Annotated in this window: 9 protein-coding genes; 5 read left to right on the top strand and 4 right to left on the bottom strand. The window is 52.5% G+C overall.

Annotated features, from left to right (window positions below; genetic code table 11):
* Positions 1–2: 2 nt before the first annotated feature.
* Positions 3–3,131, bottom strand: coding sequence for a TonB-dependent receptor (locus HHO50_RS16860; protein ID WP_181307655.1), 3,129 nt, complete (start codon positions 3,129–3,131; stop codon positions 3–5).
* Positions 3,132–3,796: 665 nt separating this feature from the next.
* On the opposite strand from HHO50_RS16860, the gene HHO50_RS16855 reads away from it, so the two are divergent.
* The 4 genes from HHO50_RS16855 (at position 3,797) to HHO50_RS16840 (ending at position 9,184) form a co-directional block, all read left to right on the top strand.
* On the top strand, positions 3,797–4,849 hold the full coding sequence (locus HHO50_RS16855; RefSeq protein WP_181307745.1) for a LacI family DNA-binding transcriptional regulator: 1,053 nt from the start codon (positions 3,797–3,799) through the stop codon (positions 4,847–4,849).
* An 86-nt stretch (positions 4,850–4,935) separates the two neighbouring features.
* Positions 4,936–7,101, top strand: a complete 2,166-nt coding sequence (locus HHO50_RS16850) for an alpha-glucuronidase family glycosyl hydrolase (protein WP_181307653.1) — start codon at positions 4,936–4,938, stop codon at positions 7,099–7,101.
* An 18-nt stretch (positions 7,102–7,119) separates the two neighbouring features.
* The gene (locus tag HHO50_RS16845) at positions 7,120–7,878 is read left to right on the top strand and encodes an SDR family NAD(P)-dependent oxidoreductase (protein ID WP_181307651.1); all 759 of its coding nucleotides are present in this window, start codon (positions 7,120–7,122) and stop codon (positions 7,876–7,878) included.
* Positions 7,879–8,056: 178 nt separating this feature from the next.
* Entirely contained in the window at positions 8,057–9,184 is a 1,128-nt protein-coding gene (locus HHO50_RS16840) for an endo-1,4-beta-xylanase (RefSeq protein ID WP_181307649.1), read from the top strand.
* Positions 9,185–9,579: 395 nt separating this feature from the next.
* On the opposite strand, the gene HHO50_RS16835 is transcribed toward HHO50_RS16840, so the two are convergent.
* Complete coding sequence (locus HHO50_RS16835) at positions 9,580–10,428, bottom strand: aminotransferase class IV (RefSeq protein ID WP_181307647.1); 849 nt, start codon at positions 10,426–10,428, stop codon at positions 9,580–9,582.
* The gene (locus tag HHO50_RS16830; RefSeq protein ID WP_181307645.1) at positions 10,412–11,548 is read right to left on the bottom strand and encodes a P1 family peptidase; all 1,137 of its coding nucleotides are present in this window, start codon (positions 11,546–11,548) and stop codon (positions 10,412–10,414) included. Before HHO50_RS16830 ends, HHO50_RS16835 begins: the two co-directional genes overlap by 17 nt.
* A gap of 165 nt (positions 11,549–11,713) precedes the next feature.
* Between HHO50_RS16830 and HHO50_RS16825 the strand changes: the two genes are divergently transcribed.
* Positions 11,714–13,351 (top strand): amidase, encoded by a 1,638-nt coding sequence (locus tag HHO50_RS16825; RefSeq protein WP_181307643.1) that lies wholly within the window; start codon positions 11,714–11,716, stop codon positions 13,349–13,351.
* A 204-nt stretch (positions 13,352–13,555) separates the two neighbouring features.
* Here the strand turns inward: HHO50_RS16825 and HHO50_RS16820 are convergent, their stop codons facing one another.
* Positions 13,556–14,857, bottom strand: coding sequence for a PepSY domain-containing protein (locus HHO50_RS16820; protein WP_181307641.1), 1,302 nt, complete (start codon positions 14,855–14,857; stop codon positions 13,556–13,558).
* Positions 14,858–14,908: the final 51 nt, after the last annotated feature.

Raw genomic sequence — 14,908 nt, 5'->3', positions numbered from 1 at the left:
GATTAGAATGTGATATTGAGACCAAACAGGTAGTTGCGCGTAGAAGGTGCATTAGTGCCAATAGTAAGCAGACGGGCTGGGGTACCGGTTGTTACCGCCACGTTTTGGTCTGCGTAGGAGTTGGTTTCAGGGTCCATACCAGATTCTCTGTGGTAAGGCGAGAACATCACAAATGGGTTTTGCGTGGTAGCGTAAAGGCGCAGATTGCTGACACCAGCTTTCTGCAACCAGTTGCTACTTTGGAAGTTATAACCAAGCGTGATGGTGCGTATCTTCAGGTAGGAGGCGTCAAAGTAACCCAGGGTGCTGGCATATTTAGGGTTATCGCCACTTCTTATGCCGGCCGGATTTGGATAGCGGGCGTCTGTGTTTTCCGGTGTCCAGTAGTCAACCGCAACGTTTCCACGACGTCCGTTCAACATGTTCAAATAGCCTTGTGCTCCGTAAAGCGTACTGTTGAGAAGCCCACCTCTCTGAAAGGCTCCCACCATGGTCAGGTCAAAACCCTTAAACCCAACCCGGGTGTTGAAACCGCCCTGGAAATCAGGATTTGCGTTCAGGACTTGCCGGTCATCAGGCCCTATGGCTCTTACAGGGGTACCATCGGCATTGTACTCTCCCGTGTATCTCACTTTGATCATACCCACGGTTCCACCTGGTTCAAGGATGCTTCTGTACGGGTCTTCCTCCTGCCAGAGGCCAAGTCTCTCATAATCATAGATCACATTGACGGGCTGACCAACAAATAACCAGTTAGTTCTATCATCAGGTGCTCCCGAAGAAAGCGAGGTGATTTTGTTGCGGTTGCCGTAGAGGTTAACACCGGCTTCCCAAGTCCAACCGTTGAGGTTGTCCAGTATGAGACCATTAAGCGAGAACTCCAGTCCTTTATTTTGAATTGTCCCTATATTTCCCGTATAGCTGTTCACACCTGCTGTAGGAGGCAAGGTAAGGCTCAGCAGTACGTCTTCGGTATTGGTGACATAGTATTCCACTGTACCAGACAGGCGGTTGTTTAAGAGGGCGAAATCCAACCCGTAGTTCCATGTTTTAGAAAACTCCCATCCTAATCTAGGATTAGGCAGTTCCGTAGGGTAGTACCCGGTTGCGTAATTATCAGGGCCAAAGTTGTAAGGTCTGGTACTCAAACGTCCAAGAGTAGAGTAGGGAGCAATGCCTTGGTTAGAGGTTATTCCGTAGCCCACCCGCAGTTTCAACATATCCACTGCGGTGATATTCTCCATGAAGGCTTCTCTGGCGATATTCCAACCAACAGATACGGCAGGATAGGTATTCCATTGGTATCCCGGAGCCAATCTGGAGGAGCCATCGGAGCGTACGGTTGCGCTGATCATATAGCGGTCATCGTAGGAGTACATGGCACGGCCCATCCAGGACAGCAAGCCGTATTGCCTATAGGGCTGATTATCAGGATTAACCGTGATTTCTCCGGCAGCCTGTCCAAGGTTGTAGAATTGGAAAGCGTCTGATGGAATATCCCTAGCAGACATGCTTGAGCCGTTCAGTCTATTTTCAGAGGCAGAGTACAAGCCTACTACATTCACGTTGTGCTTTTCGGCAAAAGTGCGGTCGTAGGTCAATATGTTTTCAATCGTCCAGTCAGTGGTTGCCTGGTTGCTCACAGAAGCAGTGGAAGGGGTGGTTGCCAGGATGTTGTTGATCCCTGCTGCCGTGTAAGCGCCTCCATTGCTCTGGCGGTAGTTAAGGCCCACGTTGGCGCGGTACTTCAAGCCTTCCACTCCCGGGATTTGCACTTCCGCGTAAAGGGTGTTGTAGGTGGCAAAAGCCCTGGTTTGGTTTAACCATAGATCATCCAGACCTCCATCTTCCAACATGTCTCTTGTATAGAGCCAGGTTTCATCCAAAGGCATTCTTACGGTTCTTTTCAAAGAGCCATCAGCATTATATGGATTGGCAAGCGGAGACATGCTCAGAATATTGTACAGCCCCACGTTAGAGCCTTCAGACAAGCTGTAGTTGTTGAAGGTAGTGAAGCCTACCCGGAAATGTTTCCCAATTCCCTGATCAAGACCACCCCGTATGGAGCCACGGGTGAACTGCTGGGTAGGGATAACACCTTGATCCTTGAAATACCCTACACTGAAGTTGTAGCGGCCTTGTTCTGTACCACCGGTCACACCTACGTTGTGGTTTGTGGTGATAGCCGTCCGGTAGAGCAGGTCTTGCCAATCTGTGTCTACGTCTTCCGCTTCGTCTAGCCCTAAACGGCCCGCAAACTGCCCGGCTCCGGCCGCCTGACGCAGCGCAAAAAGCTCTGGGCCGTTCATCATGTCATATTTGGCAAAAACATTCTTCACGCCGTGAAAGCCATTGTAGCTTACTTGTGGCTTCTGCCCTGCTTTCCCTGTTTTGGTGGTAACCAATATTACGCCGTTGGCACCACGCGAGCCATAAATAGCGGTGGCCGATGCATCTTTCAAGATATCAACGCTCTGGATGTCATTGGGGTTGATATCTGAGATAGCCCCTGGGAAGGGAATACCATCCAGCACCACCAAGGGATCATTTCCGCCAGAGATGGAGCGCGTACCGCGAATCCGGATTTGCATGGAGGCACCTGGCTGAGAGGATGACTGCGCAAACTCCACACCTGGCAAACGTCCCTGCAAGGCCTGCGTGATATTACCAGACGGCACCTGGTTGATCTCTTCTGCACTTATAGAGGCAACGGAGCCGGTCACCGCCTCTGCCCTCTGAACGCCATACCCTACTACTACCACCTCATCAATGGTCTGCTGGTCATTCGCTAGGGTCACATTGATCGTAGTTCTTCCATTGATGGCTACTTCCTGGGTCACATACCCAATAAAGGAGTACACCAAGGTACCAGTGGCACTAGGCACAGACAGAGAGTAATTCCCTTGCACATCTGTAGGTGCGGCCGTAGTGGTGCCTTTCAGCAGGACAGTAACACCCGGCATACCGGAACCGGTATTATCCAATACCCTTCCGGTAATGGTAACCGACTGGGCCATGGCTGGCACGCTCATCATAAGAGAAACCACCAGCAAAAGGGCTAGTTTCAAGATTTCAGCCCCAGAACGATGGAAAATCGTAGACCTGGGATTTTGAGTAATATTACCTTTCATACATACAGTTGTTTAGGTTAATTGTGCTAATAAGGGTAAGAATGGAGAAGATATATAGTATGGTTTGTGATTCCTGATAAGCCTGCTTTCTGCCTTGCCTTGCAGTTCCTGAGCAACCCTAGGCTGGCAACTAAAAACTACCGCTTTTTATCATTTTGGTAAATTCTGCCTCCATGGCCGTACAGGTTAACTTCTGGAGGATTTCATCCAGCCTCAACATGGGTTGCTTTCAAGGCAATTCTACTAAAACAGCCAGAAAACCCAATCACACCCTCCTTTTACCCTCTCCAGAAGGAGCAATAGGAGACGCACCTCCTTCTGACTCTACAAACTTGAATATAAATTTCAAATATTACAACCGATTTCATAAATTTTTCCAAAAGAAACACCCGGCCATCCGCTACATTTTTGGAAGAATCTAAATGGCAGGCGGTTTTCAGCAGAAACCTGCCTGCCATTTAGATTTCAAAGGATTCCCCGCTGATGCCACAAACCTATATTTAACTTATTTAAGTTCCTTTTCAATTAAATAAAGAACCAAGGCACCCACTACGCCCTGAAACTTATGGTTTTACCAATGGCGTTGTTTGAGTATATTACGGAAATTGTAATTTCATTTAATGAAATCGATTTCATATATTTGTTTCTGAATGACTATAATCAGGATGGAGAAGGACATTACTATATATGACATAGCGCGCGAACTGGATCTGTCTCCTACTACCATTAGCAGGGCACTCAATGACCATCCGGCCGTCAACAAGAACACCAAGCAGAGAATCGCTGATGCCGCCGCCCAGATGGGGTACCGTTCCAACCTGTTTGCCAGCAACCTGAGAAAACAGCGCACCAATACCATAGGGGTCATTGTGCCCCGCTTGAACAGCCCCTTTATGTCTTCGGTGATTTCGGGGATGGAAAAGATGGCGAATGAAGCCGGGTATAACCTCATCATCAGCCAATCTTTGGAGACGCTCCAAAAGGAGATGGCCAACGCCAAAACCATGTTTGACAGCCGGGTAGACGGCTTGTTGGTTTCCCTGTCCTATGAAACCGACCAAATTGAGCATTTCGAGAACTTCATAAACCGGGGCATTCCGGTTATCTTCTATGACCGGGTGGCCGAACACCGGGATTGCACCAGCATTGTGATTGACAACCTGCAGGCAGCGTACAAGGCCACTTCCCATTTGATTGAGCAAGGCTGCCGGAACATTGTCCATATTACCGGTAATCTGAAAAGGAACGTCTACACAGATAGATTGAAAGGCTATAAATACGCCCTGGTTGACCATGACCTTGCCTATGATGATGCCAACGTGCTCATCAACAACCTCAGCGAAGAAGCCGGTGAGCAAGCCGCCAAACAGATCCTGGACATGAAGACCTTACCAGATGGCATTTTTGTCTCTAATGACACCTGCGCGGTTAGTTGTATCAAGACCTTGAAACAAGCCGGCATCTCGGTGCCCAAAGACATGGCCGTGGTAGGCTTCAACAATGACACCATCTCCAGAGTGATAGAACCTAACCTTACCACCATCAACTATCCCGGCCAGGAAATGGGCGAAATGGCGGTGAGGGTTTTGCTGCTGCAAATGAACGGAACAGAAGAAAGGGCTCCCAGCAACACCATCACCCTGAGGTCAGAATTAATCATCCGGGATTCTTCGCTAAAAAGTAAAGTAAGCCCCAAACAAAGAGTAGTGCTTATCTAAGTCATCTGCTTTCATGGTTTTAGGCCTGTTTTCTTGAAATCAGGCCTAAAACTGATCTTCCTTCGCTACATAATTCGCCAAGTACCATGAGCAAAAAAATAGTTTTCTGTTTCGCCTTCCTTGTCGTTCTAATCTTCGGCCAGAAACCGGCCCAGGCCGAGGATGGCTACCGCCTGTGGCAACGCTATGACCTGATCCAGAACAAAGACCTCCTGAAACAATACCGGAAGACCCTGGGCAACGTAACCGTGCAAGGCTCTTCTCCTACCCTCGCGGTGGTGAAAGATGAACTGGATATGGCCTTAAGCGGATTGCTGGGCTCCAAAGTGACCATCACGGACAACGCCTCTAAAAAAGGAGGACTGGTGGCAGGCACCCCCGCTACTTCTTCCCTCATCAAAGACCTGGGACTGGATCAGAAACTCAAAGAAGTGGGCCAGGAAGGTTTTCTGCTGCTTTCGCAAAAACACAAGGGAAACGCCTATACCGTCATTGCCGCCAACTCTGAGAAAGGCGTTCTGTACGGCACATTTCACTTGCTGCGCTTGCTGCAAACCCAGCAGGACATCCAAAACCTGAACGTGAGCAACAGCCCCAAAACCAAACTGCGCATCTTAAACCACTGGGACAACCTAGACCGTACGGTAGAGCGCGGCTACGCCGGTTTCTCCATCTGGGACTGGCACAAACTCCCCGATTACATTGACCAGCGCTACATTGACTACGCCCGCGCCAACGCCTCCGTCGGGATCAACGGCACGGTGCTCACCAACGTGAACGCCAATTCACTGGTGCTAACGCCGGAATACCTAAAGAAAGTAAAGGCGCTCGCCGATGTGTTCCGGCCGTATGGCATCAAGGTGTATTTGACGGCCCGTTTCAGCTCGCCCATTGAAATAGGCAAACTGAAAACCGCTGATCCCTTGAACCCCGAGGTGAAAGCCTGGTGGAAAAACAAAGTGAATGAGATCTACACCTACGTTCCTGATTTCGGGGGCTTTACGGTGAAGGCCAACTCTGAGGGCCAGCCGGGCCCGCAGAACTACAACCGCTCCCACGCCGATGGCGCGAACCTGCTGGCCGAGGCGCTTGCCCCCAAAGGCGGCGTTGTGATGTGGCGCGCGTTTGTGTATGATAACAACGTGCCCGATGACCGTCACAAACAGGCGTACACTGAGTTCAAGCCGCTGGACGGCACCTTCCAGGGAAATGTGATAGTGCAGGTAAAGAACGGCGCCATTGACTTCCAACCGCGCGAACCATTTCACCCGCTTTTCGGGGCGATGCCTAAAACGCCGCTCATGATGGAGTTTCAGATCACGCAGGAATACCTGGGACAAGGCACCCACCTGGCCTATCTGGCTCCCATGTTCAAAGAAACCTTGGAATCAGACACGTACGCCAAAGGCCAGGGCTCTACCGTGGCCAAGGTAGTAGACGGCAGCCTGGACAACCACGCTATCTCGGGCATGGCCGGCGTGGCGAACATAGGGAACGACATCAACTGGACGAGCCACCCGTTTGGGCAAGCGAACTGGTACGCCTTCGGCCGGTTGGCCTGGGATCACGCCTTAACGGCAGAAGACATTGCCGACGAGTGGATTAAAATGACCTTTTCCGGTTCGCCTTCGTTGGTGACCCCCATCCGGAACATGATGATGGCTTCCCGTGAGACCGTGGTGAACTACATGACCCCTATGGGCTTGCACCACCTCATGGGCTGGGATCACCATTACGGCCCGGCCCCCTGGATCAAAGACAAACCCCGCGCCGACTGGACTTCGGTGTACTACCACCGCGCCGATGAGAAAGGCATCGGGTTCGACCGCACCAAAACGGGCAGCAATGCCCTGTCACAGTACGCCCCAGAGGTGCAGGCCCAATGGGAAAACCCCGCTACCTGCCCAGAGGATGTCCTGCTCTGGTTCCACCACGTGGCCTGGGACGCGAAAACAAAGTCCGGCAGAACCCTGTGGGATGAACTTTGCTACCGCTACTCCGGCGGCGTAGATTCCGTGAGAACCATGCAGAAAACCTGGAATGCCCTGGCAGGACAAGTGGACAAGGAAAGACACCAGCAGGTGAAACAGTACCTGGCCATCCAGGAGAAAGACGCCCGTTGGTGGCGCGATGCCTGTCTGCTGTATTTCCAAACGTTCTCCAAGCGGCCTATTCCGCAAGGACTGGAGCAACCTCAGGGCACCTTGGAAGAGTATATGAAGATAGACCCCAAATTCGCCCCGGGGATTTAATATTGAAGGAAAGAATTTATGACCCCACACACCACACCCGCAAACAAAACCGCCATTGTCACCGGCGGCGCCTCAGGAATAGGCCTGGCCATTGTAGAGAAATTTATCCAGCAGAACATCAAAACCATTGTTATTGGCCGCGATGCGCAGAAACTGAAAGACGTGAAAGACCAATTCGGGGAGCTTTGCCTCACGGAGTCTTTTGACTTGAGCAACCTGGAAGGCATTCCGGCCCTGGTGGAACGCCTGGCGCAGGAACACGGCAAGCTGGATATTCTGGTCAACAACGCGGGCATCAACCAGAAGAAGCCTTTCGTGGAAGTAACCGATGAAGAGTTCCAGCGCATCAACACGACCAACGTAACCGCAGTTTTCGCGTTGAGCCGTGAGGTGGTGAAAACGATGCTGCCGCACGGCGAAGGCTCTATTGTGAACATCAGCTCCATGGCCTCCCAGTACGGCATTCCAAAGGTGATTTCCTACACGGCGTCTAAATCTGCCATTGAAGGCATGACCCGCGCCATGGCCACCGAGCTTTCGCCCATGGGCATTAGAACCAACTGCGTGGCTCCTGGTTTTATCGCCACGGCCATGTCGGCCAAAGCCATGGACAGCGACCCGGAACGCAAAAACAAAGCCATGGGCCGTACCCCAATGGGTGCCTTCGGCTCTCCGGCCGATGTGGCCGAAGCGGTGTATTTCTTCGCCTCAGACAGTTCCAAATACGTGACCGGTACCGTGTTGCCCGTGGACGGCGGAAACTCCATCGGGTTTTAAAACACCTTCTACAAGTCAGATTGCCTTTTCTGTTTCAGGCCTGTTTTTCCAGAAACAAACCTGAAACAGAAAAGGCAACCTTCCACCGAATAAGATTCCAGACGTGGGCCGTTCTGCAATACCAACGTTAGTTTTGACTACCACAAGATACAATAAGCCCATCAAATAGATCAAGTCCATGAGAAAGAACAGAATCATGTTTGCGGCCGGCATTGCCTTTGCAGCCTTGGGTTGCGTGGCCGGCACGGTCAACCAGGGAGAGCCGTCTTTGAAGCAAATCTTCAAGGACGATTTCCACATTGGAGCGGCCCTGAACTACCCGCAAGCCAGTGGCAAAGACCCCAAAGCGGAGGCCATCATCGCGAAGCACTTCAGCACCATCACCCCAGAGAACCTGCTGAAGTGGGGGAACGTGCACCCGCAACCAGACAAATACAACTTCAAACCCGCCGATGATTTCGTGGCGCTGGGTAAAAAGCACAAGCAGTTCATTGTGGGTCATACCTTGACCTGGCATCAGCAAACCCCAAATTGGGTGTTTGAGTCTGCACCCGGCAAACCCGCCACCAAAGAGCAGCTTCTGAAACGGCAGACCGAGCACATCATGGCAGTGGCAGGAAGGTACAAAGGGCAGATCCACGGCTGGGACGTGGTGAACGAGGCCCTGAACGATGACGGCACCCTGCGCAACAGCAAATGGTACCAGATCACCGGCGAGGAATACCTGGCCAACGCCTTTGAAACCGCCCGCAAGGCAGACCCCAAAGCGGAGCTGTACTACAATGACTACAACCTATGGAAGCCCGCCAAAGCCGACGGGGCCCTCAAGCTGGTGAAAAGCCTGCAAGCCAAAGGCCTGAAAGTGTACGGAATAGGCATGCAAGGGCATTATGGCTTGGAAAACCCCACCATCCAGCAGATTGAGGAAAGCATCATCAAGTTCTCCAAAGTAGGCAAGGTGATGTTCACCGAGGTGGACATTGACGTGCTGCCCAACCCCAGCAACCGCCAGGGTGCCGACATTGACGCTACGTTTGAGTTTGACCAGAAATACAACGTCTACACCAAAGGCCTGCCGGAAGAGGTAGAACAGAAACTGGCCAAACGCTACGCGGAACTCTTCGCCCTGTTCCACAAGCACCGAGACAAGATCACCCGCGTCACTTTCTGGGGCGTCACCGATGCGGATTCCTGGTTGAACAACTGGCCCATCCAAGGCCGCACCAGCTACCCCATGATCTTTGACCGTAACTACCAACCCAAGCCTGCCTTCCATGCCATTGTGAACGCAGTTAAAAAGAAGTAAGGCGCACGGCAGTTCATTGCTGGCATAGATTCTTTACCCCCTCGTTTTAGGGCTGTTTTCAGGAAAACAGACCCAAAACGGGAAAGAAACCTCACCCCCAGCCCCTCTCCCACGGAGAGGGGAGCCCTGCCGATACGTTTTAGGGCTGTTTTACGGAAAACAGGCTGTAAACGCGAAAACCTGTGAGATGCCCAAGACCTCACAGGTTTAAAGCCTACTGGCGCGAGACTTCAGTCTCGCCGGGTACCACCGGCAGTATCACGTAGGGTCGTAACAGAAACCAATGCTACAACGGTTGGGCTTTCATAGGAATGCCCAACCGTTGGCGTTTCCCGGCAACCCTAGAAACCATGCTGTCACTACAAAGGCAACCACCAGAGATTGCCCTTCTCTTTTTACAGACTCACTTGCCGCCCTTCCAGAGCAACTAAATCTTTCAGCAGTTGCAGAGTGACTGCCCCGGGCTTGCCATTGCCTACGGGGTTTCCGTCTACGGCCACAATGGGCAGGATTCGTTTGGTGGTGCTGGTCATGAAGGCTTCCTTGGCTTGGGCTATGTCTTCCAACGTTACGGTTTCTTCCTCCACCCGGTACTTTTTACCGGCTAGCTCCAGTACGTTTTTCCGGGTGATGCCTTTCAGGATTTCATGTACCGGAGTGATAATGGTGTTGTCCTCCTTCACCAGAAAGAAGTTGCTACGCGGAAACTCTGAAACTACGCCATTTTGGTGATACAGCACATCTTCGGCTCCTTTGGCTTTCACTTGCTGAATCAACCGGACGCCCACGGTGTAGTTGATGGTTTTGGCCGCCGCCAATTCCCGCACATACTCATGGGTGATCACCTTAATACCCGTTGTGACTTGCACCTCAGAGGGCAAGGTAAGCGGCTGCTCTATCATGATCAGGTTGGGCGGGCCAGGATTGTAGCCGTTCTCAGAATAGCCGCCGGTCAAAATCATTTTCATGCCTGAATCTGCGAGGCCGTTCATCTGAATCAACCGGGTGATGGTGGAGACTAATTCGTCTTCCGGAAGAGGTACTTCCAGCCCCATGAGCGAGGCCGAGGCGTAGAACCGGTTCAGGTAATCTTCCAGGAACAGCGGCTGCCCATTGTGCGTTTTAAAAAAGTCGAAAATGCCGTAGCCGCGCTGGATGGAGAGGTCGCTTACGTGCAGGTAGGCGCTTTCTAGGGGCAGTATTTCCTCGTGCAGGTAGGCGTACAGTTTATGGTTTAAGGACATGGTGTTTCTTTAAAATGTCAAGGGTTTTCTCCAGAGGCAGGGCCTCTACTTTGTTTTTGTCCCGGCCAACGGTGGTTTCGGCTTTGAACAGGGAATTGAGAATGGCTTCTTCGGTGGCTTCAATGGTGGCCATGAACAAAGGAGACATCTCATCGTTGCGGAGCAGCGCCATGGTCTGGGTTTTCTCCCGGCTTTCATACGGAATCCGCAGCCCCGGGTGGGCCGAGAAAGCAATGACGTAATCGCCGCTGCCGTTAGAGGCAATGCCGCCGGTTTTGCCCAAGCCCAGCATGGCCCGCTTGGCCATCCGCTCCAGGTTGCGGGCATCTACGGGCGCATCAGTGGCCACGACTATCATACAGGAGCCATCGGCTTTCTCCAGAATCTGTTCCCGGAAAGAAAAGCGTTCCAGTTCCTCTCCTACCGGTGCGCCGGCAATCTGCAACACGCCCCCAAAATTGGTTTGCACCAGCACCCCCACCGTGTAGCCACCCAACCTGGCCGGTAATGTACGGGAAGAAGTCCCCATGCCGCCTTTGAAGCCGAAACAAATGGTTCCGGTGCCCGCGCCTACGTTGCCTTCCTCCACAATTCCCGCTTTCGCCTTCTGAATGGCTTCCAGCACGTGCTTCTCCCCCACATGGCGGCCCCTGATGTCATTCAGTCCGCCGTCGTTGGTTTCGCCCACCACCGCATTCACGGACTGCACCTTTTCATTGCCGCGTAGTTGCAACGTATGGGTAATCACCGCGTTCATGGCGGTGGCCACGCCCAACGTATTCGTTAAAACGATGGGTGATTCTAAATTCCCCAGTTCCTGCACCTGTGAACTGCCCGCCAACTTCCCGAAGCCGTTGCCCACGTACACCGCCGCCGGTACTTTCTGCTGGAACAGGTTTCCGGCGTGCGGAAGAATGGCGGTAACCCCCGTCCGCACCTGGTTGCCTTTGTTCAGGGTGACCTGGCCTACCAGCACCCCGGCTACGTCGGTAATCGCGTTCCCTTTTCCGGTGGGCAGCACGCCAATTTTGACGCCGTATTCCCGAAGGCGTTTCCGTTCCTGGGCGTGCGTCACATTCGTTAAAACCATCATCAGAAGAAATAGTAGTCCCTGTTTCATGCGTGTTTTCTGGTTACCGGGGTAAATCTATCGGTTCTGTTGGAATAATTTACCCTCACCAGCGGAAATCAATGGTCTGTTTTAGGGCTGTTTTCTCAAAAAAGCCTGCAAAGAAGCATTTCATTTTTAACCCGGAAGGGTTATCTTTCTACAAAATCCAAACGAATGAACAGACGCAATTTCCTAAGAACCGGTTCTTTGGCCGGAATCTCTTTCTCGGCTTTGGGGCTGGGTGCCTGCGCCACCTCGGTTACCAGCAACACCGCCCAGGAAGGAACCGCCGCAGCGGAAGCCGCTCCCACCGATTTCCAACTGAACGAGGCCACCATCCAAGACCTACAGCGCAAGATGCAATCTGGTGAACTGACCTCCAAAGCCATCACCCAACTGTACCTGAACCGCATCAAGAGCGTGGACAAGAGCGGCCCTAAAACCAATTCGGTGCTTGAGGTGAACCCAGATGCCATCCAGATTGCCGAGGCCATGGACAAGGAGCGTAAAGCCGGCAAGGTGCGCGGGCCGCTGCACGGCATCCCGGTGATGGTGAAAGACAACGTAGACACGCACGACAAAATGAGCACCTCGGCGGGTGCCCTGGCCTTAGCCAATAACAAAGCCGCCAAAGATGCTTTCATAGTAAGTCAACTGCGGAACGCCGGTGCCGTCTTGATTGGCAAAACCAACCTGAGCGAGTGGGCCAACTTCCGGTCTACTGAGTCTTCCAGCGGCTGGAGCGGACGGGGCGGGCAAACCAAAAACGCCTACGTGCTAGACCGTACCCCTTGTGGTTCAAGTTCTGGGTCTGGGGTAGCCGTTTCCGCCAACCTATGCGTGGTGGCGGTTGGTACCGAAACCAATGGTTCTGTGGTGTGCCCGTCGGCGGTAAGTGGCGTGGTGGGCTTCAAACCAACCGTGGGTTTGGTGAGCCGTACGGGCATTATCCCGATTTCGCATACGCAGGATACCGCTGGCCCCATTGCCAGAACCGTGACCGATGCGGCTATTCTTCTAGGCGTGTTGGCGGGCGTTGACCCGAACGACAGCGTCACCAAAGAAAATACCGGCAAAGCCCAGACGGACTACACCCAATTTCTGGATGCGAACAGCCTCCAGGGCAAGCGCATCGGCGTGGAGAAATCTTTCCTGAAAGGCCACGTAGCCATTGATGCCCTGCTGCAACAAGCCCTGGAGCAACTGAAAAGCAAGGGCGCTACCATTGTGGAAGTGGAAGTGATGAAGAAGATTAGGGAGGTCTCCGGCTCCAGCTTCAAGATTCTCCAGTACGAGTTCAAGGATGGCGTGAACAAGTACCTTTCAACCGCCAACGCGAAGGTGAAAACCCTCTCAGACGTAATTGCCTGGAACAAGCAGAACGAGGCCACTTCCATGCCTTTCTTCCAGCAGGAAATCCTGGAAATGTCAGACAAACTGGGTGACCTGAAGACGAAGGAGTACCAGGAGGCCCTAGCCAAGCAACTTTCCGGCTCGCGGGAGGCCATTGACAGCATCATGAAAGAGCACAACCTGGACGCCATCTCCGGCCCTACTTACGGCCCGTCCTGGTGCATTGACCTGGTGAACGGCGATTCCTTTACGGGGTATGGTCTCTCCACCCCGGCCGCTATCTCCGGGTATCCGCACATCACGGTTCCCATGGGGCAGGTACAAGGCTTACCGGTGGGTATTTCCTTTTTTGGGCGCGCGTACGCTGAGCCGCAACTCCTCGGCATCGCGTACGCCTATGAGCAGGTTTCCAGAAACCGGAAAGCCCCGCAATTCCTGAAAACGACTATTCCTTCCTAAGCATCGGTTTTAGGTCTGTTTTTAGAAAAACAGGCCTAAAAGGACTAGAAGAACCCACCAAAGGAAAGGGCTTGAACAAGATGTTCAAGCCCTTTCCTTTGGATTGAATTCCGGCTCCTGGCCGAAGGACTTCGCCTTAGTAGCCAGAATCTGTTTTAGAGTCGATTTCTTAAAAACAGCCCCAAAACAGAAACATATAACTATTTATGCTCTGGATACCGCTGGTCTGGAAGAAGCTACTTGTCTGGTTGATTTCTTCTTCAGCTTGTTCCACCAGATGAAAGTACCGGTGATGGGCAAGCTGGTCGCGATGAGGCAGCAGATGAAATAGATGATTTTGGAGAACGTCCCGAAGATTTCGCCCAGGTGCATTCCTCTTACGCTGGCCGCTATTTTCTCATTAAACTTCTTGTCTGCGAACTTCTCCACTTTCAAGGCTTTGCCGGTGTATTGGTCTAACTGCACTTTGTCTGAGGCGGAAAGCGCGAAGAAACCGCTTTTAGATTTATTCAACACCACTGCGCTGACAGAGTCGGCGGGCAGAGAGATGCGGTAGTTTCCTTCGTAGGGCAGAATTTCATTTGCGGTTCTGATGAAGTTGGCCAGGGTCGGCTTTTGGGCAGTGAATCCGGCCAGATCAGAATCCATCGGCTTTTCTGACCGTTGCTTGAAGATCTGGTCTCCCAGAAGGGCGCTGGCTCCTTCGCGGTACCAGTCAAATGACCAGCAAAGTCCGCTCAAGGCCATAATCAGCAACAGAAAAGAGGAGTAAAAGCCTAGGGAGTTGTGCAGGTCATGGTTGATGCGTTTCCAGTTGCCGCTGGTTTTCACTTTAAGCCCCTGTTTCCAGTTCTTCAGTTTTTTAGGGAACCAGATCACCAGACCGGTCAAGATAAGGAACACGAAGATGATGGTTGCGCCGCCCACAATGATCTTACCGGGGTTCAGGGTGCCGGGCTCGGTTTTCACCATGAGGGTACGGTGCAGGCCTTCGGCGATTTCAAAAAAGCCGTGGGCCGGGCCTTCGGTGGTGCCTTTCACTTCGCCGGTGTATTGGTTTACCAGGTAGGTTGTTCCACGTCCGCCGCCCCCGCCGGGGCCTCCTTTGCCGCCGTTCTTTCCTTCTCCGCCTTTACCGGCGGCCAGAACTGTTGGTGCGCCAGAGCCTTTGGCTTTCTCCCCTTCGGGTTTGCCGCCCTTGCTTCCTCCTTCCTTTTTGAGGGTGAGGCGGTAAGGCTTAGCAGGGTCTTGCGGAATCTGCAGGGCCGTCACTTTTCCCTTCTGGGCGGTTTGCAGGGTTGAAATGAGGTCATCGGGCGAAAGCGGCACGGCATTGGCCGGTATCTCTACGCGGTATTTCTCCGGTTCAATCGCTTCTTCAATTTCGGTGTGAAAGGTGAAGATGGTACCGGTAAGGCAGACCACGAACAACACCAAACCACTGGCCAACCCCAGCCAAAGGTGGATGTCATTGAACAATTTCCGCCAGGTGAACTCCTTTTTCATATAGGTGTGAGGTTAATGGTTTTGAGCATAAAAGCTGCCGGCACACACGCA

Origin of the sequence: Rufibacter sp. XAAS-G3-1 (assembly GCF_013623775.1) — a bacterium.
Classification (GTDB): domain Bacteria; phylum Bacteroidota; class Bacteroidia; order Cytophagales; family Hymenobacteraceae; genus Nibribacter.
This window is presented reverse-complemented; position numbering and strand designations above follow the sequence as displayed.